We start from the raw sequence: 25,461 nt of genomic DNA on the forward strand, positions 1-25,461 counted from the left end.
TTATTTCTTTATAATTTCTATTAAACCATTTTCATTGATGAGGAAAGCCAGTTCATTTCCATAGGCCAGCCCCATTTTGTTGATTGCATAAGCTTTCACATAATAAGGAATTCCCGTACTCAGGCCTTCCATACTGATCACCATAGCATCCGCAGCTGCCATTACTTTAGCATCTGCCAATGTTGGATTCGGCACTGTACTCCAACAGATACCGGACTCCGTAATTGCTGAACCTCCGTCGCTGGTTAATGCCATCCCCGTCAGAACCGCCGTCGTACTCTTCGAACTTACCGCAACCGTCTTTAAAAGTGGTTTTTTAACGGGTGCATAACCATACCAATCGCTCAATTTAAATGGAGCGAGCTGATCATCCAAATGGCTCTTCGCATTTAACGCCGACAGGGAGAATGGTGCTTTTCTTTCTGCTTCATTTAATTCTCCGATGGCCAGCATGTAATCTGCCACCATCTTCATACTGATCGCTCCGGAACCCGGCATTGGATTCAGCTTCCAATCTGCATATAGCGTTACGCTCTCTGTAATTGGGAGGCCAAAATTAAAAACAGTTTCCATATTTTGGTCAGCATACCAGGCATAAAAAACCGCCCCATCTTTTGTACTCAGTGCAGGACTGATCATCGACTGATCTTCTACGACCAGTGGAGCCACAGCGGTTCCACCGTTACTTTCCCAGGTAATCGTATGGTACAATCTGGATATTTCCAAAGATCCGTTTACAAATGCAAAATCATAATTATCTGCCTGTAAGGAACCTATACTCAATGCTACCGGATAAACACCAGGTAAGCTCGCTGCAGTAGCTGTAGTGCTGAACGCTGGTTCTCCCTCTAGTTTTGTTGCTGCCCTGATCCCCATCTCTGTTTCTCCATATTTAAACCCTTCTATTTGATAGGTAAATGATGGGTTATCATGCGCAAAGTAGCGTTTCAGGCTATCCCCATGAACAGTTAGTACAGCTTTACTGATGAAGAATCTTTGTTCTGCCTCTGCTTTGTCGTAAAAGTCATTTCCTGCCTGAACCGCTTTAATTACGACTTGTCCGACTCCCTCAATAGTAGCCATATCTCCGTTGAGGTTCAAATATCCGTCTAACAATTCAAAAGTAACCGGTAAACCTGAAGAAGCCGTAGCCAGCAACTGGAAAGTATCATCGCCATATTGTTTATTGGCAATTGCGGTAAAATTAATCACCTGACTTGCTTTTTGAATCCGAATCTCCGCCAGGGCTGTTTTCAAACTGGTATTGAAGGTATTTGGTGCCAGGGTTAACTCGCCAACCATCAGCAGATCACCAATTGGAGCTGCGGTATAGACTGCAGGATCCCAAGTCACCGCCAGGTTCTCTGTAGAACCATCATTATAAGTCACAGCAATGGCAGCAGGTAATCCTAATCCTGAGAATGGTGTCCCATAAGCTACTGTTATTGGTGTAATCAATGCTACTGAATCGATATCCTTCTGAAGGGTAATCTTAATTTTCCCCTTCAAATCCGAAGTGTTTCTAATGTCGCTGGTCAATTGAACTTCCCCGCTGATCGTCTGTTCCAGCAAGAGATTACTTTGATAACCAGTTTCTTCCCATAGTACCGGTAGCTCCTCTGTACTCTGATCGTCATAGGTCACCTTTACAGTTAATGGCAGTTCCAATGCACTAAACAACTTACCGTAGACATCTACTAAAGCTTTGGATTCTTCTACAGCAATGATGTTTTTCTGATCAATAATCACCTGCACTTTAGCCGTAATATCATTAGGATTTGAAGCACCAACCGCAGGATCCAGGATCCCGGTAAAGTTAAAGCTACCCACTTCATTTTCTATAAAATCAGCCGATTCCCAATCAACTCCGGCAATACCTGTACTGCCAACAGTATAGCTTACCGGTACTGAACTGCCTAATTGTGCAATTACCTCAGTTTTACTTGTTCCTAAAGGAAAATGTATTGGCGAGTTTACCGTAACGGCATTAATCATTAATAGGGGCACTTGTACGCTTACTTTAATTTTCGCTGATTTATTGTCCTTGTTTTCTTCCGGACTATCTGGTAGTAATACACCATTTAACAGGTAATCTCCGGCAGTATTTCCATCGAAAGTACCCTCTTCCCATAACACGGATATTGGCTCTGTTTGCTGGTTATTGTAAGTCACATCCACCATTGATGGCAATGCCAGATTGTTGAACACAGTTCCATGAGGAACGGTCATATCTGGAATAGCAGCTACTGATACCACAAATCTGGCCTCCACTTTTACCTTTAACAATGCCGTTAAATCATTCGGATTTTCGCTGTTTACCGGAAGTGCAACCGTTCCGACGAATGCATAGGTTCCTTTTTCCAAAGGATTATAATCTGTATTTTCCCAGGCCTTCAGCGTGATCATTTCCGTTGTGCCATCATCAAACACACCAGATACCTTTACAGGCAGGCCGAGGGCATTTAAAGCGGTGCCGTTCAACACTGAAAGAGAATCCGAAGCAATAGCGATTAAAGTTCTGATCTGCTCTGCCACAGTTACACTGATCTCTGGTTGAAGGGATTTAGGATTGTCTATTTCTGTAGGGACTACCATGTTTCCCGGAAGGATATAGGTACCTGCTAATTTTTCATTATAATTTCCTTTTGTCCAATCTACCGGCAACAGGTCTTCCGACTGATCATTATAAATTACTTTTACTGATTCCGGTAAGGTTAATGCATCGAAACCAGTATTGTAAGGCACAGTTAGCGCTGCAGTTGGCGCGATCGATACGATCTCTTTTCTACCCACTTTAACCCATACCTGAGCTGGTAAATTGCCTGGATTTTGTACCCCTTGAGGCAAGGCCAGCTCCCCTTCGAAAAGATAGGCTCCTGCCTGCGTTTCGTCGTAATCCAGACTTTCAAATGAAGGGTTCATCACCGGAATATCCAGATATGTTCCATCATCCAGTTTCGCATTGCGAAGAACAGGGAAAACAAGATCTGCTAACTTTGTACCGTAAACCACCTTTATCGTATCCGCTTTTAAAGAGATGATTTCTTTGGCTCTTGGCAATACATTGATCTCTATTTTAGGAATGATTCCTTTAGAGTTTTCAATATCATCCGGTAGAATAAACGTACCAGTGATGTTGTATTTTCCTTCCAGGTTTCCATTATAACTACTCAGATCCCAGTTTACACCAAGGTCCTGCATTCCTCCATCAACAAATTCTGCGATCAATGCATCTGGTAAAATCAATGCAGCTGCATCCGTTCCAAAAAAGACCGTTAAAGCATCCGGACTCAGGTAAGAATTGATGATACGTTTACCAACATTAACTTTTAAACTTGCCTTCACACTATCTGGGTTAATGAATCCATCCGGAGTTTCCAGTTCACCAACCAATTGGTAAGCGCCAGGTTCCTCCGCCAGATAATCGCCGGCTAACCAGGTTACATTTAAGCTCCCTGAATTCAGGTTATCATAAGCTACCCCAGCCTTTTTCGGGAATAACAGCAGAGCTGCATTGAAATCCGTACCATAAGGAATATTTACCGAATCCGGAATCGAGGACACTACTTTTAATGGTTTCGGCCCAACTTTTACGGTCACCTCTGCATACTTCATGCCCGGGTTTTCAATCTGGTCGTGGATCACAATTTCCCCTTTAAAGGTATAGCTTCCTTCCTGTAAACGGTTATAGGTAGCTGAACTCCAAAGTACCCCTTCTGTGCCAGTCGACTGATCATTATACCTCACCGCAACCTCATCTGGTAAACCAATCTGATCCGTCTCAGTTCCATATTTTACATTGATTACAGCGGGATTTGTTACTGCTATGATCTCTTTTTTACCCAGGACAATAGTGATTGAACTGCGATGCATAGCTTTATTCGCTACTCCAGGAATCAGGATCGGATCCCCATCAAAAGTATAGACCCCTGGTGTCAATGGATCATAATCTTCCGTATCCCAGGTCATATTTAGACTACCAGTACTGCCATCATCGTAAGTCACAGGAATGGCCAATTTCAAGGCCTCAATGTCATTTAATTTTGTTCCAAAAGCGACCTTAACAGTGTCTGTTTTTGCAATAGACACAATATTTTTTGGCTTTGGAAGTACTGTTAACACCATTTTTGCTTCCAGATTACTGGTGTTATCGATGCTGGAATTATGGAGTAATTTACCTGTTAGATTATAATCAGCGGAAACCAAAGGATTGTATTTTCCAGGCTTCCATTCTACTCCTACGGTATCTGTTGTGCCATCATCAAACCTTGCCATAACCGACTGCGGTAGCGCTACATCATCAAACTCAGTATCATAAGCTGTGCTGGCTGGAGGAACCGGCAGTACCGAAATGATGTTTTTACGAATGATCACTTTCTGTTCTCCAGACAAACGTTTACTGTTTGATGTTAATGGTTTCAACTGCAGACTACCTTTTAAATCATACTCATCACCTTTGTTTGGCTTATAAATAGAGGTATCCCAAATCACATTCAAAAATCCTGTGGTCTGATCATGATAAGTCACCCTGATTGAAGATTGTAATGGCAGGTTAGCTAGTGGCGTGTTTATAGGCACTGTAATGTCTGCCAAAGGTTCAACTGAAATAATATCATGTTGTGCATACACATCAACACTGGCCTCAAAGCCCGCAGGATTCGCATGCTCCTCTTTCAATACCAAATCTGCATATAGGCGATATACACCTGACTTTAAGTCGTACGTCCCCTGTTTCCAGACCAGGCTCAACATGTCTGTCGTGACACGGTCGTCATAAGTGACGCGAACTTGCTTTGGCAGTTGTGGTAATACTTCTGAGAAAGGTATTCCAGACCATACATATACCGGAGGCAATTCTTCCAGCGCAATGATATACGGGTATACCGGATCAATCACTGCAACTTTTGCCGTGGCAGTCAGGTTGTTCCTGTTCATCTCTGGCTTAGGTACTATGATATTTCCAATCACCGTGTATAGTCCTTCTGCATCCCCATTATAATCCCCCGGTAACCAGGCTACAGGAAACTTCGCATGGCTCTGATCACTCATGATCACCTCTACCTGAGGAACCAGTGTGAGCTGATCGAATGGTGTTCCTGTGTCTATTTTAACGGGCAGCGGATAAGGTTTTAAGACCTCTATGATATAAGGTTCCCTTGGATTCACTTTCAATTTTATTTTCAATGACCCACACACATTATCACCGGCAACCGCAAGGATAAACTCATATTCGCCAGCTTCACTTGCTTCTCCTGAAATTACTCCCGCCGGACTTAGAGTCATTCCATCAGGTAATAATCCCTGAGAAAGACTAAAGGTATAAGTCCCTGCAGTAGCCAAAGTCAGCTGGTGATTATAAGGGCTCCATTGATCCGCTTCTGGCAATTGCTGTTCTGCATTTTCAAGGTACAAGCCCTGGAATTCATAAGCTCCGATATCTACGGTATTGTGCTGAATTCTTGTGGCACCAGCCAGGTCAAGAGCCAATCCGGCAACCTTACTGTTATCTCCCATATTGATGGCAGGAGAGCATGCCGAAAGTGACAATTCATCCCCATCAGGATTGTTAAACTGAGGATCCCTGCTTAAGATTAAGGTTCCGGTTTTATAACCATTTTCAATTGTACTGTTGGCTACAATAATACCTGTTGTGAGCTGATCGGCAACTTTGTTGCCTCGCTTGTTATTCCATAAAATACTGTTGTAGATATTCAACGTACCCGTATAACGATATACGGCTCCACCATATTGATTGGTTGCAGAAGTGTTCGCATAGGCGATACTATTGTTGGCCATTGAAGTATTTACCAAATTGGTTACCCCGTTATAATGGTACAATGCAGCTCCATAATAACCACCTGTGCTCGTTACTCGATTCCTGCTAAAGACCGCATTACTGATGTTTAAAGTCCCGGAGTACTGGTAGATTCCACCACCATGTTGCACCGCAGTATTCCCTATAAATTTAGCATTCGTGATGACTGGTTTCCCATTAGTAGAGTTGTAAATGGCCCCTCCGCTAATGGTCGCCGCATTGTCTTTGAAATCCACTTTGTCCATCGTGATGGCCGAACTGATATTGAATAGTCCGGCTCCATGTCTGGCTTTGTTGTTGATGAATTTTACGTCTTTAAAACTTGCAGCAGCGGAGTTGTAAATCCCCCCACCATAGGCATAGCCACCTGTAAGCACCGTATTATTCTCCAAAATGATATTGCTAAATTCAGCAGCACCACTATTGAAAATACCTCCTCCATAATTATAGGCCGTGTTGTCTTTAATCCAAAGGTTTCTAAAAATGACCTTTCCTAAAGCATTATAAATACCCGCACCGTAATAGGCTTCATTGCTGGAATTTGAACCTGTTGCAGTCTTTCCTCCTACAATACTAAATCCATCTACAATGCTTGCATTTGTTAGGGCAGCACGGTTATAAAGGACATGGTAATTTCTGTTTTCCCCACTTAAAATCGTTTCATTCGTACTGAAAATGTTTTCAGGAACCCGATCTGAAAGCTCATTCTCCGTTCCTTCAAAACCACCAAATAACTTCACATTTTCCTTGAGGGTAAAGTAGTCCGTGACTTTAGGACCTGGGTTATATTTTCCTTTTGCTACCCAAATCGTATCACCGGCAAGGGCAGAACTTAAACCCTTCTGAAGGTCAAGGAAACCATTGGTCCAGTCGGCACCATTGTTCATTCCTGTAGCCCCCTGATTCACATAAATACGAACGCCACCTACACCAGGTTTTACTTCTACGGTGTATAGTCTGTTTCCACAAAGGTTGCCATCATTGGCCGTTACATTGAAGGTATAAATTCCATTATTAATCGGCCTGCCAGTGATGCTTCCGGAAGTACTCATCAACAATCCATCTGGTAATTTACCGTAACTGATGGCATAGGTATAAGTACCATTCCCCCCTGTAGCTGTCATCTGCTGCAAGTATTTTTGTCCACGGATTCCTTCAGGCAATGCTGCAGGTCCTACCATAATTCTAGCCTGCTGATTTTCATAAGCACCCAGATCTACCGCATCTGCCATGATCCTGTTTTTACCAGTGATATCTTTAGTTAATCCCGCAGCAAACACATTATCACCCATATTGATGGCTGGGGAACATGCGGATAGAGAAAGGTCATCAGGATTGGTCAGGTTAAACATTGGGTTTGCATCTACTACTGTTTTTCCTGCAGCATAACCGCCCTGAATCAAGGCATTGCTCACCTTCACATTCAGGTTCAATTCATCAGCAACATTATTCCCACGTTTATTCCCCCAAAGGATGCTGTTCTGCAAGGTTAAAGTGCCCGCATTACGGTAAATACCGCCGCCATACTTGTTGACAGAGGTGTTCACATAACCTATACTATTATTACTGAATGTAACATTGTTCAGGGTAGAAGTTGCTGTATATTGATAAAAACCAGCTCCAAAATATCCCGCAGTACTGCTCACTTTATTCCTGCTGAACACCGCATTATTTAAGCTCAAAGTAGAGGCATACTGGTACAAACCAGCTCCATACTGTACCGAAGTATTTGCAATAAACGTAGCGCCATCCACCGTAATCTTACCGTTATAGGCATAAAACCCAGCACCCATCAGATTTGCTTTATTCTCTTTAAAAACTACATTGTTCAGGCTCAATGCTGCCGTCACATGGTATAGTCCTCCACCATAGTTTGCGGTATTATTCAGGAACTCCAGATTGCTCATAGTTGCAGCACCAGAGTTGTACAATCCACCACCATAAGGATAAGAACCAGTACTGATCGTATTGTTTTCAAAAGTGATCTTTGTTAGTACTGATGCGGCGGCATTGTACATTCCACCACCATAACTACTTCCATTGTTGTTTTTAATCCAGAGGTCGTTAAAGATCATCGCCCCGCGACTGTTATAAATACCTGCTCCGATATAAGGTTCACTTCCACTACCACCTATTGCTGTACGTCCGCCAGAAATGGTAAAACCATCCAGAACCGTTGCTTTTGTTAAAATTGCATTATTGAAAACCACGTGTCTGTTGATGTTATTACCTGCTAATATGGTTTGATTTACAGTTCTTGTGTTTAGGGTATCTCTTTCTGAAAGCAGACTTTCTGTAGTAGCGAAGCCACCGTATATTTTCACCCCTTCTTTCATTTGGAAGGTTGAGGTGATCAGTGGCCCCGGACTATAAGTCCCTTTCGCCACCCAGATCTGATCCCCTGGTAAGGATACTTTCAAGGCGTTTTGTAAGTCGAGGTATGCATTATCCCAGGTACTTCCATTGTTCTGACCAGCAACTGCGGCCTGATTTACCAGAATACGCACCACCCCTGTTCCAGCCACAATTTCCATGTTGTACATGCGATGACCGCATAAGTTCCCATCGGTTGCTTTAACTACGAAAGTGTATTTACCAATCACAATTGGATTCCCACTAATCAATCCGGATGGAGTCATCGATAACCCGTCAGGTAGTTTACCTGAAATGACCTGATAATTGTAAATACCTATGTTTCCCGATCCTGCGACTCCTCGTAATTGCAGGCTGATACTCTCCCCACGATTTCCTTGTGGCATTGCCGCAGGTTTCAGCTCGATTACCTCTTGCTGGTATTCTAAAGCACCCATATCTACCCATTCCGATTTGATCCTTTCTAAACCGGCAAGATCTTTACTTCCTGCTACAACGAGTTGATTATCTCCTGTATTTACCGCTGGAGAACACCCGCTAAGCGCCAGATTGTCCGTCGCCGCGTTTGCAAACATTGGTTCGGCATCAATGATATTTGCACCTGTTGCATATCCTCCCTGAATCAGGGAATTGTTTGCTTTGATATTCAGATTAAGCTGATCTGCTGTCGCCGAGCCTCTCGTATTGCCCCAAAGCACACTGTTATTTAAGGTGACCGTTCCTGCATTTCTGTAGATCGCTCCCCCATAATTTAGAGTCCCGGCCTTAAAATAATTGATGCTATTGTTGCTGAAACTGTTGTTGGTCAACACTGCCGTTCCAGAGTAAATATAAATTGCTCCTCCGTAATTTGCAGCAGTTGATGTTACCCTGTTTCTGCTAAAAGTACTGTTGTCAAGCTTAAACACACTATTAGACCAAATAGCTCCACCATGCAATGCAGCAGTATTATTGGTAAAAGAGGCCCTGTTTAAAGTCAATGTTCCACTTGCATAAATTGCGCCCCCACTTCCAGTTGCTATATTGTCTTTAAAAATAACATTTGTAAATACCGGTGTTCCATTGGCGATAAACACCGCCCCTCCGGTAGTGGATTTATTGGCGGTAAAACTGGCATTGGTAATGGTTAAAGCGGCTCCGGAGTTGTTGTAAATTGCACCTCCCTGGCCATTGGTGATCGTATTATTGTCGAACCTGACATCCGTCAATTCTGCCAGCCCTGCATTGAACAATGCAGATCCATAACCCGGATAGCTGGCCGATTCAATGATCTTGTTGTTTTCAAAAACACCTCCCTTAAGTTTAAATCCACCTACATTGTATACAGCCGAACCTCTTGCATAATTACCTGTTGTGCGGTTATTGCTAAAAATAATATTGCTATATGTTGCATTTCCACTGTGGTAAATTCCAGCACCATAACTGGCCACATTGTTCTTAATCCAAAGGTGATTGAATACTGCTGCACCTGCTGAATTGTAAATTCCGGCACCATAATAGTTGCCATTGTAATAATAGCTGTTGTAGCTGGTCCCTGCATTTCCCCCCTGGATAGAGAAACCATCCAGCACTGTTGCATTCGTTAACGCTGTGGCATTGTAAACCACATGGTAACTTGGCTTGCCCTGACTACCATCAAGAATAGTTTCATTGGCAGTACGAATAGCTGTACTGTCTCTTTCTGAAAGCAAAGTCTCCGTTCCTGCAAAACCACCATAGATTTTCACCCCTTCTTTTAGGCTGAAGTAGGAATTGATCAGTAAACCGGGACTATAAATTCCTTTGGCCACCCATATTTCATCCCCAGCAGAGGTTTGTCCTAATGCAACCTGTAAATCAGTAAAGGCATTTGGCCAGTTACTTCCATTGTTATCTCCAGTTGCCGACTGGTGTACAAACAACCTTCCTGAACCATTTAAGATGTTGACCGTATACTGTCTGTTTCCACCCATGATACCATCTGTTGCACCAATTACAAAAGTGTAACTACCCACCACTGTTGGTGTACCTCTTAATTTACCATCTGGCAGGAAGACCAATCCGGTTGGTAATTTCCCTCCCTGGAAACTCCAGGTTAGCGGTAAACTGCTTCCTGTTGCTGTTAATTGAATTTCAGCATAAGCCCCTCTTTTCAAAGGCGCGATTGTCGCCGGATTTAGAATCAGACTTTCTCCGCCTTCGTTCTCATAAGCACCAAGATCAATCAGGTCGTTGATGATACGTGGATTTCCGTCAAGATCCTTGTCAAATCCTTGCCAGCTGTTTTTCCCTGCATCAATAGCCAGAGAGCCTCCTTTTAATTTCAGATTATCCGCCGCTGCGTTTTCAAACATCGGATCTCCAAACTTGATGTCTTCTCCCGTAGCATAGTTGTTCTGAATTAAAGTGCTGCCTGCAACAATACCTGCATTGAGCTGATCCATTACGTTATTACCGCGCTTATTTCCCCATAGGATACTATTATGAAGGGTAACTACACCCGAGTTGCGATATAATGCTCCTCCATAATTTAGAGTCGCACTAGCATTGATGTAGTTGATACTATTGTTACTAAAAGTGGTGTTATTGATCAACGCTTCTCCAGAACTCACATAAATTGCAGCTCCATAATGACCTGCAGTTGAACTTACTTTATTGCGACTAAAAATACTATTGTCAATTCTGATACTGCCATTGGTCCAGATGGCCCCACCATGCTGTACGGAAGTATTTTCAATAAAGGAAACCCGGTTTAACACTGGTGTTCCAGCAGCATAAATTGCACCCCCCATGCCTGTCGCAGCATTAGCCCTAAAGATCACATCTGTGATTTCCGGGAAGCCATTTGCAATGAATAAGGCTCCACCAGTAGTCGCCTTGTTTCCACTAAACTCCGCTTTGCTGATTTTTAAACCTGCTCCAGAGTTGTTGTAAATTGCTCCTCCCTGTCCGTTGGCAATCGTATTATTTACAAATTTAACCCCATCTAAATCTAATAATCCGCTATTAAAAATCGCGGCTCCGTAGCCGGTATAACTGGCCGATTCCGTGATTTTGTTATCTTCGAAAACACCTTTGGTTAAGGTAAAACCTTTGCTATTATAAACCGCAGCACCACGGGCATATGATCCTTTAGCAATGTTATTCGTAAATCTGATATTGCTGTATTCTGCATCCCCGGTATGGAAAAGACCTGCACCATAAGTGGCCACATTGTTTTTAATCCATAGGTTTCGGAAGATCGCAGCTCCGGCAGTATTGTAAATACCTGCACCATAATAATTGGCATTTGAACCAGAACTATAAGTAGTCAGCGATTTTCCTCCCTGGATACTAAAACCATCTAAAACCGTTGCCGAAGTTAAGGCTGCGGTATTGTAGACTACATGGTAACTGGCAACTCCAGTACTCCCATCCAGCATCGATTCATTCGTCCCTGAAATGGCTATACTATCTCTTTCTGTGAGTAGTGATTCCGTTCCTGCAAAACCACCATACATTTTCACACCTTCCTTTAAAGTGAAATAGCTAGTTGCCAATGCTCCCGGAGAATAAGTTCCTTTCGCTACCCAGATTTCATCCCCAGCTTTGACTTGTACCATTGCGGCTTGTAAATCGGTGAAGGCATGTTGCCAGTTGCTTCCGTTATTGTCGCCAGTTGCCGTTTGATGGACAAATAACCTGACTGATCCTTCTTTTACGTTTACTGTATATTGTTTATTTCCTGCTATTGTTCCATCTGTAGCTCCGATGACAAAGGTATAACTGCCTACTAAGGTTGGCGTTCCTCTTAATTTACCATCTGGCAGGAACACCAGTCCGGTGGGTAGTTTACCTCCCTGGAAGCTCCAGCTTACCGGTGAGGTAGTTCCGGAATAAGTCAGTTGAAGATCCAGATAAGCTCCTCTACTGAGGTCTGGAATTACAGTCGGACTGATCATCAATTGTCCGGCACCATCATGTTCGTAGGCGCCCAAATCTACCACATCATTGACCAATCTTGGATTTCCTGCCAGATCCTGATCAAAAGTCTGCCAATTGTTATCTCCCACATTGATCGCTAAAGATCCTCCTTTGAGTTTAAGGTTATCTGCCAATGCGTCTTCAAACATTGGATCTCCGATCTTAATGTCGGTTCCTGTAGCATAATTATTTTGAACAATGGAATTGCCAATGATGATCCCGGCATTCAATTGATCGGCCACATTATTGCCACGCTTATTGTTCCAGAAGATACTGTTGTGAACGTTAACCGTTCCTGAGCTGCGGTATAATGCGGCTCCATAACTTAAGGTTGCACTCGCATTAACATAATTAATGCTGTTGCCACTGAAACTCACGTTACTGATATTCGTAGTTCCTGAACCGATATAAATTGCTCCTCCAAAATATCCTGAAGTAGAACTTACTTTGTTTCTACTAAAAATGCTATTGTCTATTTTCAATGTCCCGCCCGACCAGATCGCCGCTCCATGCTGTACCGAAGTATTCCCTATAAAGCTGATGCGGTTTAAGGTCATCGTTCCGGCAGTATAAATTGCTCCTCCTGTTCCGGTTGCGGTATTGTCTTTAAAGCTTGCCGAGTATAAGTCCAGGCTACCATTTGCAAAGAATAAAGCTCCACCTGTACTTGCCTTATTTCCTGTAAATGTCGCTTCCTTAATCTTTACTACTGCTCCTGAGCTGGAATAAATCGCCCCTCCTTGTCCGCTGTTAATGGTGTTATTGATAAATCTAACCTCATTCAGCTCCAAAGCACCGGCATTAAAAATACCTGCTCCATATCCGGTATAACTGGTCGATTCTGTGATTTTATTGTTTTCAAAAAGTCCTTTTTGAAGTTTAAAGCTGCCTCCATTGTAAACTGCAGATCCCCTTGCAGCATAACCTTTCGATTCATTGTTACTAAATGTGATGTTGGTATAACTCGCCGTGCCCTGGTGGAATAGTCCTGCTCCATAGGTAGCAATGTTATTTTTAATCCAAAGGTTGCGGAAAATGGCAGATCCGGCAGTATTGTATATTCCTGCTCCATAGTAATTGGCGTTCGAACCAGAGCTGTAAGTCGTCAGTGATTTTCCTCCCTGAATACTGAAACCATCCAGAACAGTGGCCTCTGTTAAAGCCGCAGTATTGTACACCACATGGTAACTTGCCACTCCTTTACTACCATCAAGGATGGATTCATTTGTAGCCGAGATACCTGTGCTATCTCTTTCTGTCAATAGGGACTCTGTTCCTGCAAAACCACCATACATCTTTACTCCTTCTTTTAAGATAAAGTAAGAGCTAGCCGTTGTTCCGGCACTGTAATTTCCTTTGGCTACCCAGATTTCATCCCCTGCTGATGTTTGCGCCAATGCAGGTTGTAAATCGCTGAATGCATTCGCCCAGTTACTCCCGTTATTTCCTCCGTTTGCATGCTGACTTACATATAAGCGCGCTGCACCAGCAGTTACAGTAACGGTATATTGTTTACTTCCGATCAACTGACCGTCCGTTGCTGCAGCTACAAAAGTATAGCTACCCATTAAGGTTGGCATTCCGGTGATTAAACCTTCAGGTGTTAGCGTCAGACCTACTGGCAGGCTTCCCGACTGAATGATCCAGGTATAATTTCCGGAACCTCCGGTAGCGGTCAACTGAATTGCAGGATTTACTCCCCTTAAGAATGGGCTAAAAGTTCCAGGCAGAATTTTCAATCCTGATCCCCCTTGATTCTCGAAAGCCCCAAGATCGATCTGATCATTCACCACCCTTGGGTTTCCTGATACATCTGTTGTACTATTGTTTCTTGAATTGTCGCCGGCATCTATCGCTGGAGAACCTCCTTTTAGCTGCAGACGATCAGTAGCTGCCTGCTCAAATAAAGGATCTCCGATCAGCACATTCGTTCCAGTCGCATATCCGCCTTGTACCAATGAGTGATATAATCCTATCCCGGCATTCAGCTGATCAGCAACATCATTTCCTCGTTTGTTACCCCAGAAAATACTATTGTTCACATTGACCACTCCCGCACTGCGGTACATTGCAGCCCCACCTATTGTGCTGGCATGTGTAAAAGCAATACGGTTTTCACTAAAGCTCAGGTTGTTTAAAGTCGCTGCTGCAGCCAGGTATAGGCCACCACCGTAATAAGCACCAACTGTAGTTACCGCGTTTCTGCTGAATGCCACATTGTCCAGATTAGCTGTTCCTCCAAGGTGATACATTCCCCCGGCCTGCTGGCCTGCCGTATTATTGATAAATGAGCTGTTCTGCATATTCAGAACCCCACCATTATGTGCAAATCCACCGGCATAAAGTCTGGCGGTATTTTGCTTAAAAGTGGCATTGTTCAGAGTGATTGCGGTATTTAAATTGTACATCCCTCCTCCATAAGCACTGGCTTCATTGCCCTGGAAAAGGATTTGTGTAAATACTGCTGGTCCCTGGTTGTAAATACCAGCGCCACGATCGGCTTTATTATTTAGTATTTGAAGGTTATTAAAAATCGCTTTTACCGTTGCATAGTTGTAGATACCTCCACCTCTATGGTTATCAGTATCTCCCGTGGCAAGTGCTTGTCCGCCGCTAATGGTAAATCCATCTAGTATCGTCGCGGTAGTTAATGCCAGATTGTTAAACACAACGTGTCTGCTGGCTAATCCCTGACTTCCGTCCAGAATGGTCTGATGATCGATATGGATGTTATTGTGCTGTCTTTCTTCAAGGTTTTTTTCAGTTCCGGCAAAACCACCGTAAACCTTAACACCTTCCTTCATAGTAAACCAGTCTGTGGCCAGTAAGCCTGGACTATACTTTCCTTTCGCGACCCAGATCTGATCACCTGTAATGGATTTATTCCAGGCATTTTTCAAATCAGTAAAACCATGTTCCCAACTGCTACCATCGTTATTGCCGGTGGTTGCAGCCACATTGGTAAATAGTACCGCAGTCGCAGGATTAACCAGTAAAGTGAATTGCTTACTACCCACTAATTCTCCGTCAGTTACTCCCAGTACAAAAATATAAGAGCCCGCAATCATTGCTCTCCCCGACAGTTCGCCATTAGGTTTAAGCACAATTCCTGATGGTAAATTTCCGGAAGTAATTTTCCAGGTTAAGGCATTTATTGAACCGCTTACCGTTAAAGGAACCTCCAGTTTTTCACCGCGATCGTAAGCCTTCAAACTTGATGGTGCGATGATCAGACTGGCTGTGCCCTGGTTTTCATAAGCACCCATGTCAACGGTTTCATTAACTAAGCGAGGATTGCCATCCAGATCTTTAGTAGTAGAGATCTTCGTATTGTTCCCCATATCTATTGCCGGAGAACCGCCTTTTAGACGAAGGTTGTCCTGCTCTGCATTCACAAATAATGGATTCCCAATCACAATATTTGTTCCTCCTGCATAATTCCCCTGCACAATACTCTGGTCAATCGTTACTATTCCTGAAATCTGATCAGGAAGGTTTGCACCGTAGGTATTTCCCCAGAATATACTATTGTAAATACTCACTGTTCCACTACTGCGGAATAAAGCACCACCGCCTGCCGCTGCTCTGGCAATGCTGTTATTACTAAATGTAACGTTAATTAAATTTGCATTGGCAGCCTGATACATTGCTCCACCATAATAATTGCCGGTTGAGCTGACCTTATTTCTACTGAAAATTACATTGTCAAGCTTGGCAACACCCGAAGAATAAAAAGCTCCGCCATGTTGTACTGCCTCGTTTGCAATAAAGGAAACACGGTCTAAAACCGGTGTGCCAATATTATAAATGGCACCCCCCATCCCAGTGGCTTTATTCCCAATAAAGCTGAGATCCCTCAGCTCCAGAACTCCTGTGCTCAGATAAGCGGCAGCACCAGTTAAGGCTGTATTTTCAATAAAAGTAGTTGTTGATATTTTTGAAGAAGCACCTGCAGCATGGTAATAAGCACCACCTTGTGCATAGCCAGTTCCATCTATTCTATTGTTTTTGAAAGTCGCATTGCTAATGTTTGAAACACCATAATTCATCATTGCCCCAGCATAATTACTGCTTCCAGCGGTCACCACGTTGTTTTCAAAAGTAAGGCTATCCAGATTTCCTGTTGCCCCGTTATTTACATATAAAGCGGCAGCCCTTCCATAACTTCCTGTAGTGGTATTGCCAACAAACTGAGTATTGCTGATCGTGGCGGTGCCTCCGTAAATCATCATACCTCCACCATAAACCGCATTATTCCCGGTGATGAGCAAGTTATTGAATACCGGATTCCCAAGGCTGGTAAAAATTCCCCCTCCATAATGGTTTGTGCCCAAACTGCTACTATTAGAAGTCAGTGTTTTTCCTCCGCTAATCGTAAACCCATCCAATAAAGTGGCATTACTTACTGCAATGGTATTGGAAACAACATGGTAGCTTGCTACTCCCTGGCTACCATCCAGGATACTTTTATTTGTGGTATTGATTTCTGATATTTTTCTTGTCTCTAAACTTGCTTCTGTTCCGGCGAAGCCTCCATATATTTTAACACCTTCTTTTAAATTGAAGGTAGAAGTGGCGAGTAAACCAGGACTATAACTCCCTTTTGCCACCCAGATTTCATCTCCCGCAATGGATTCGGTAATGGCCAATTGTAAATCCGTATAGGCATTTTCCCAATCACTACCATTCTTTTTTCCTGTTGCCTTTTCATGGGTAAATAAATGTGTACTGGCTGCATTAATGAGGTAAGTGTATTGCTTGCTTCCGATAAACTGTCCATCAGTTACAGCGATGACAAATGTATAACTGCCTGCAGTCATCGCTCTACCTGTCAGCCATCCTCCGGGGCTTAAAGAAAGTCCAGGAGGCAAGCTACCTGATGATACGGTCCAGGTTAATTTCCCTTCTCCGCCACTTGCCGTAAATTGTTGATTCAAGATAGCCCCCCTGCTTCCCTGAGGAAGTGTAGCCGGAAGAATGCTTAAGCTAGCACCTCCCTGATTTTCATAAGCTCCCATATCAACCTGGCCGTTCACGACCCTTTCGTTGATGTCCAGATCTCTGGAAGTTCCAGTAGCTGAATTATCACCCGCATCTATGGCTGCCGATCCTGGTTTAACACGCAGGTTGTCATTAGCTGCATCTGTAAAAGATGGATTCCCAATAGAGATATTTGTTCCCGCAGCATAACCACCTTCAACGATCGAACTTGCAATGGTCAAACCTGCACCAGATACCTGATCTACTACGTTTCCGCCACGCCTGTTACCCCAGAAGATACTATTGTAAATGGCCGCTGTTCCAGATGCTGCCTTGAAAAATCCTGCCCCTGTAGCCGTTGTTGCATGAACGTAGGCCGTGCTGTTGTTACTAAAAGTGGTATTGGAAAGGGTAGAAGTTCCTGAAGCATGATACAGCCCCGCTCCATATCCACTGGTATTTATTCCGCTGATCGCATTTCTGCTAAAGATGACATTGTCTAACCGGATCACTCCGCTGTTGTAAATACCAGCTCCATGTTGCACTCCCATATTCGCAATAAAAGATCCACGGTTCAGGGTAAATGTTCCACTGGTATAAACGCCCGCACCTTGAGTTGCGGAAGTATTTCCTTTAAAGGTTAAATCCTCTGCATCAATAAGCCCCGCATTTAGGATCCCGCCACCAGTAGTCGCCGAAATATTATGATCAAAAACTCCTTTTCTAATGGTCAGTAAACCTGTTCTATGGTATAGACCAGCACCACCACCAGAACTCGCTTTATTACGTAGAAACTGAACATCTTCCAGTCTCACTTCCCCAAGGTAATTGTACATACCTCCACCTAATACACCCTCATTTTCAATGAAGGTCAGTTTTCTAAAACTGGCCTGAGCATTCAGGTTGTATAATCCAGCTCCGTAACCAGCACCACCTGAAACGATGTTTTTCTCCATTCGGATGTTTTCAAAAGTCGCCGGACTATTGTTATAAATACCGGCGCCAACCTGATAGGCATTGTTGTTTTTCACCCAAAGGTTTCTGAAAACGGCCGTTCCTGCATTATTGTAAATCCCGGCAGCACTATACCCAATTGAGCTACTTCCCGTTGCCGTTCTTCCTCCACTGATGCTAAATCCATCTAAAATCGTTGCTGCAGTTAGGGCCGCTGTATTTGAGACTACGTGATAACTTTTTCCATTACCGTTCAGAATAGATTCATGGGTAGCATATAAAGTATTTCCATCCGCAACACGTTGTGCCAACTGATCTTCAGTACCTTCAAAACCACCGTACATTTTAACCCCTTCTTTCAATGTAAAAGTGGAGCCTACATCTGAACCTGGCAGGTAATTTCCTTTTGCAACCCAGATCTCATCTCCTGCACCAGCCTGAGCCAGCGCCACCTGAAGATCGGTAATCGCATCCTTCCAGTTGGAGCCGTTTTTCGCAGCTGTTGCAGCTTCACGTACGTAAATCCGTGTTGCAGCTTGTTGTACTTCTATTGTATATTGTTTAGACCCGATGAGCGTACCATCAGTTACCGCAACTACAAAAGTATATCCGCCAATTACCGGAATCATCGCACGCCCAAAAATCTTCCCTTCCGGAGAGATGGAGATTCCCGGAGGAAGATCCCCCGACAATAAGCCCCAGGTATAGGCAGCACTTCCACCAGTTACCTGTAATTGAATATTCTGCTCTTCACCACGTACCATCACCGGAAGAGTGGCCGGCGTGATTTTTAAAGAAGCTCCACCTTGATTTTCATAGGCTCCCTGATCAACGATCGTATTGTAAAACCTTGGATTTCCTTCAATATCATTTGTAGTACTGGTATAACTGTTATTTCCCTTATCGATAGCCAAAGATCCACTTCTAAGACTCAGGTCATCAGTTTCCGGATTGGTAAATAATGGATCTCCGACCAGGATGGCTGTTCCTGTGGGATAGTCATCCTGCACTGTACTACTGATGATCGCATTGATCCCGGTGTTTAGCTGATCTGAAACTCCACCAGCACGGGTATTCCCCCAGAATATACTGTTGTAAATTCTTGCGGTACCACTGTTTTTAAATAATCCGGCACCGCCATTCACTGGGACAAAAGCAACATTGTTATTGCTGAAAGTTGCATTGGTCAGGGTTAAAATCCCACTGTACAAATACAATCCACCTCCATTAAATGATCCTGTCACCTTATTACGACTAAACACTACGTTATTCATCGTATTGGTGCCCGTTCCGTAATAAGCCCCTCCGTTTTGTACCGCGGTATTGGCGATAAAAGCTACCCGATCCAGCGTACTTGTTGCCACGTTATTCATCGCACCGCCAATTAAGGCTGCTGTATTTTCTTTGAAAACCGCATCTGTGATGGTGATGGTACCCCCGTTGTAGATCGCTCCGGAATGTCCCTCTGATCTGTTCTTATTGAACTCAGAGTTGGTAATGATTAGGTTGGTCACATTTGCAGCATTCACCAATGCCCCTCCATAGGTAAGCCCCAGGTTATTTTCAAATATGGCTTTATTGATGGTAACTCCAATTCCGGAGTTGTAAATACCTCCACCAATTGTTCCCTGATTCCCTTTAAAGACAACATTGTTGATTACTGCATTGGCGCCAGAATTGTATAATCCAGCTCCATAACGATTCCCGGTAATCAGGATATTATTTTCAAAAAGTACGTTATCAATTTTTAATGCCGGCGCCAGATTATAAAAACCTGCTCCGTATTGGGTCCCCTTATTATTTCTGATGATGAGGTTTCTAAAGGTACCATTTGCTGCCGCTGCAAGATGATTGATCCCTCCACCGGAAAGGTTGGAGTTTCCATCAGAAATGGTAAAGCCGTCAAGCAATGTTTCTAGCCCTAAGGCTGTAGCATTGGTCATTACATGTCGGTTAAAATCATTACCACTTAAGATCGTTTCCTGTTGGGTAAACTTCCCATTGGCGTCAGCAACACGCTGACTTAGGCTCGTTTCTGTACCTGCAAATCCACCATACATTTTTACGCCGGAAACCATATAAAAAGCGGAATCCAGGACCGCTACAGGAGTATACTTCCCTTTGGCTACCCAGATTTCATCACCATCTTTTGCCAAAGTTAATGCGGTTTGTAACTTGACAAACCCGTTTTTCCAATCTACACCATTATTGATTCCTGTTGCATCCAGCTTCACATGTAACCTGGTAGCTCCTGGATTGACAACCATCGTATATTGTTTGGTTCCAATCAGATTTCCCTTAACCGCACGAATTACAAAAATGTAAGTTCCGGCAATCATAGGAATCCCGCTAATCATTCCGCTTTGAGGATTTAGAGTTAAGCCTAAAGGCAATGCACCAGTCGCCACCGACCAGCTTGCTGGCACAGCTCCGTTGTTTAGGCTAAGCGCTAACTCAATCGCAGCACCACGCGTCAGGACGTTTAAAGATTCCGGTAGGATAGTCAAAGAAGCAGACATCCCCAGTGGATTTTCAAATGCACCAAGGTCTACTGTTCCATTTACAATCCTGGTCTTTCCTGCAAAATCTGTGGCGGTAAACACCTGCTGATTGTCCCCTGCATCAATGGCAATAGAACCATTTTTTAAACGAAGATCATGTTGTTCCGCATTTTCAAAATCAGGATTAGCAATCAGGTTATTGGTTCCGGAAGTATAATTGTTCTGAACCAAATTATTTGTCATGTTTTTAAGGACAACTCCACCAATCTGATCTTCTACATTAGCGCCACGCTTATTGCCCCAGAAAATACTGTTGTAAATATTGACAGTATTTATGGCTGCCCATAAACCGCCCCCAAGAAATGTCCCCTCTGTAGCAGTAAGTGCTACCGCATTCTGACTAAAAGTACAATTCTGAATATTCGCAGTACCGCTTTCCACCATCATTCCACCGCCATTATTAGAGGCTGCGGTGCCTGTTACCGTATTTTTGCTAAAGATCGAATTTCGCACTGTCACCAGAGATGAGGCATAAAGTCCTCCTCCTCTTTGTTCTGCCGAATTTTCAAGGAATGAAACCCGGTCTAATACTGTCGTCCCTGAACTATACATCCCTCCACCATAGGCTTTAGTTGTGTTATTTTTAAAGACCACATCACTTAAACTCACCTCACCGGTATTCACCATTCCAGCCCCGGATGCTGCGGTCGTGTTCCCTTCAAAACTACTTTCGGTCAACACTACTTTAACCGCAGTGATATTGTATAATCCTCCACCTTGTAATGCGGTATTATTCCTGAAAACAACCTGATTCATTACTGCATTAGCACCAGAGTTGTACAGTCCACCACCATACCTGGTGGTAGTGGTTACTTCGTTATTCTCAAAAAGAACATTGTTTATTTTTAAGCCAACAGCGGCATTGAACATCCCTCCACCATAGATATTTGCTTTATTATTTTTAATAATCAGATGATTAAAAATTGCATTGCCTACTGATGCACCATTGTAAATCCCTGCTCCATGTCCATTTGTTGAAGTTCCATTTGCATAACCTTCTGAAATGGTAAAACCTTCCATCAAGGTATTTGGAGAGAGGATTCCAACATTAAATACCACATGTTTATTGGTGCCGTTTCCACTTAAAATCGTCTCATTGGCGGTAAATTTACCAGATGCGTCTGCTTGCCGCTGACTGATCTCCGTCTCTGTCCCTGCAAAACCACCATACATTTTCACCCCTGAAACCATAGAAAATGCAGAGTCTACATGTAAAAATGGGCTATAGGTTCCTTTCGCTACCCAGATCTCATCGCCATCTTTTGCAAGAGCCAATGCAGTTTGTAACCTGGTAAAACCATTAGACCAGTCGTTCCCGCTATTCCTTCCTAAAGCTGCAGCATTGACATGTAATCTGGTAGCGCCGCCATTTACAACAAGCGTATATTGTTTGGTTCCAACCTTATCTCCCTGCAATACGCGCAGCACAAAAACATAAGTTCCGGCCACTGTTGGAATTCCACTTAACCTCCCTGTTTTAGCATCCAAAACAATACCCAAAGGTAAATCACCCGTATGTAGCGACCATTGTGCCACACCAGCACCACCGCTAAGGGTCAATTCCTGCTGGAAATTAGCGCCTCGGATCTGCGCTTGAATTTCAGCCGGCATAATGGTTAAGGAAGCTGGCATTCCTATCGGATGTTCCAATGCACCGATATCAACCGTTCCATTGATGATCCTGGTATTTCCAGCAAAATCTACTTCTGTACTGACCTTAAGGTTATTTCCGGCATCAATTGCAATGGAACCATTTTTTAATCGGAAATCATGTTGATCCGCATTTTCAAAATCAGGATTACCGATCAGGTTATTTGTTCCTGAAGTATAGTTATTCTGGACAATATTATTGGCCATGTCTCTAAGTATTGCACCACCAATCTGGTCCGCAACATCATTCCCTCTTTTGTTGCCCCAAAAAATAGTATTGTGGATATTCACTGTAGTTGGTGCAGCCCATAAACCAGCACCAACAAAGCTTCCTTCAGCAGCAGTAAGCGCTACTGTATTCTGACTAAAAGTACTGTTGAGAATGTTTGCTGTACCGCTTTCCATCATCATACCCCCACCATAGTAAGTTGCAGCGGTTCCTGTAACACTATTCTTGCTGAGAATAACATTACGTAAAGTAATGGTTCCTAAAGCATAGATACCTCCACCTTTTTGTTCTGCTGTATTTTCAAGAAATGAGACCTGATCCAGTGTGGCTGTTCCAGAACTATAGATTCCAGCACCATAAGTCTTAGTGGTATTGTTTTTAAATACACTATTTGTGATACTGATTTCTGCAGTATTTGCTATACCAGCACCCAAAGCAGTCGTATTATTTCCTTCAAAACTGTTTTCAGTTAAGGCTACTTTAGCGGCTACGTTATATATTCCGCCTCCCTGAACTGCGATATTATTCCTGAACATTACCTGATTCAAACTGGCATTTGCTCCTGAATTATACAATCCGCCACCGTATCTGGTGGAAGTCGTTGCTTCGTTATTCTCAAAAAGAACATTCGTCAATTTTAAGCCCACAGCCATATTAAACATACCTCCACCATGGGTATTGGCCTTGTTATTCTTAATGACAAGGTTATTAAATATGGCATTTCCTACTGAACTACCATTGTATATTCCGGCTCCCTGGCCATTTGTTGAGGTACCATTTGCATAACCTTCTGATACGGTAAAGCCATCCATTAGGGTATTTGCAGAAAGAGCGACCAAATTATAGATGACATGTTTATTGATCCCATTTCCACTTAACACAGACTCATTTCTTGTGAATTTGCCCGATTCATCGGCCAATCGTTGAGTCAGGCTACTTTCCGTTCCTGCAAACCCACCATACATTTTTACACCTGAAACCATCGAAAATGCAGAATCAGCATGCAAATACGGACTATATTTCCCTTTTGCTACCCAAATCTCATCTCCAACTTTTGCAAGCGCCAGTGCAGTTTGCAACCTCGAATATCCGTTTGACCAATCGATACCATTGTTTAAGCCTGGTGCCGATGCATTTACGTGTAGTCTTGCTACACCAGGGTTGATGACAAAATTGTATTGTCTGCTTCCCACCAGACTTCCACTAGTCGCTTTAATGACAACCGAATAATTTCCTGCAATCATTGGTATCCCAGTTAGCTGTCCTGTTTGCGGATTTAAGCTAATTCCTGGAGGCAAAAGTCCAAAAGTAATCTCCCATTTACTCGCTGAAGCCCCAGCTTTGAGGCTGAGCGACTGGCTATAAGCTAACCCGCGTTGCTGGCCGCTGATGCTTCCAGGAAGAATGTCTAATGTTCCGGACATACCTGAAGGGCTTTCTATTGCCCCCAGGTCTATGTTCGCAGCCACCAGTCTTGAATTTCCAGCGAAATCAGTCGTACCATTCTGTTTGGAATTGTCCCCAGCATCAATAGCGATCGAACCATTTTTCAACCTCAGGTCGTCTTGCGCGGCATCTACAAAATCAGGATTTCCAATGATATTGTTTAGTCCATAGCTATAGTTATTTTGAACCAGGCTGCTTTCCATGGTGATTTTAACGCCACCAATCTGATCTGGAAGATTGTTTCCCCGCTTGTTTCCCCAGAAAATACTGTTATATACATTTGATGCTACCGCAGCATTTAAAGCTGCTCCGTAAGTATTATTGTTATTATCAGCAATCACATAAGCAATTTCATTATTACTGAAACTACAGTTGAAGATGTTCATCGCAGTGGAAGCCCCATATACAGCACCCCCAACATGACTTACTGCTGTTCCGCTTACCCTATTTCTACTGAGAATAGAGTTGCGGACCGTCATGCCGCCCCCTGAATAAATTGCTCCTCCTTGCTGACCTGTTGTATTTTGGATAAAGCTAATACGGTCTAACGTCAACAAACCAGTACTGGTTATTCCGCCCCCATTTACAGTTGAGGCATTGTTATTGAACACATTATCCTCCAATGTAATTGTTGCGGTGTTATACAATCCGCCTCCGGAGCTGGCCCCGGTATTGTTGATAAAAGAAACACGACTTAAAGTTACCGCCCCTGAATTGTACATTCCTGCTCCAACAGCATTGCTATATGCAGCATTGTACAGGCTATTGTTTTCCAGAACAAGATTGATCAATGTAGCGGGTCCTGCATTAAAAAATCCAGCACCATAATGACTCGCCATGTTATCTTTAATCCATAAGTTCTGAAAAGTTGCAGATCCGGCATTGTTATAAATCCCAGCAGCCCTGTTTGCAATTGAACTTTGACTATTGGAGTTGACAGTTCTTCCTCCACTGACCGTAAATCCATCCAAAACAGTTTCTTTAGGAACATTTGCAAGGTTAGTCACAACGTGATTATTGATATTGCTACCAGTCAAAATACTTTGATTAACCGTAAATAATCCCCTTGAATCGGCGATACGCTCTGTCAACAGGCTTTCAGTTCCGGCAAAACCACCATACATTTTTACACCCGATTTTAGGGTAAATGTAGCAGCAGCAACTGCCCCAGGACTATAAGTTCCTTTTGCTACCCAGATTTCATTCCCGGCAACTGATTTGGAAATCGCATTCAACAGGTCGGTATAGGCATTTGCCCAATCCACACCGGTATTTGCACCCTTAGCAGCAGTATTTACATAAATTTTAGTTTGAGCGGAAATTTGAAGAGCGTAAAAGAAAAAAATAGAAAAAGCAATGGCCTTAAAAAGGGAGGTACGCATAATTTAATAAACGGGATTTCTTCTTGAAAAAATTAAGATTCAGTATATGTAGGGTTAAAGATTTTCTTCAGTTTCCACCAAAGAAAGAAAATCGCAACTTATGGACCTTTAAGGAAATACCTTCCTAAA

At 43.2% G+C, this 25,461-nt stretch carries 1 protein-coding gene; it reads right to left on the reverse strand.

Translation table 11 applies throughout. The features are described 5' to 3' along the window. Nucleotides 1-25,332, reverse strand: coding sequence for a choice-of-anchor Q domain-containing protein (locus tag R2Q94_RS00495; protein ID WP_316819472.1), 25,332 nt, complete (start codon nt 25,330-25,332; stop codon nt 1-3). Nucleotides 25,333-25,461: the final 129 nt, after the last annotated feature.

It is taken from the genome of Pedobacter gandavensis (assembly GCF_032678465.1).
Classification (GTDB): Bacteria; Bacteroidota; Bacteroidia; order Sphingobacteriales; family Sphingobacteriaceae; genus Pedobacter; species Pedobacter gandavensis_B.

Excerpts from the sequence above, each read along its gene's own strand:
- R2Q94_RS00495 (WP_316819472.1), bottom strand. The coding sequence starts at position 25,332 with ATGCGTACCTCCCTTTTTAAGGCCATTGCTTTTTCTATTTTTTTCTTT.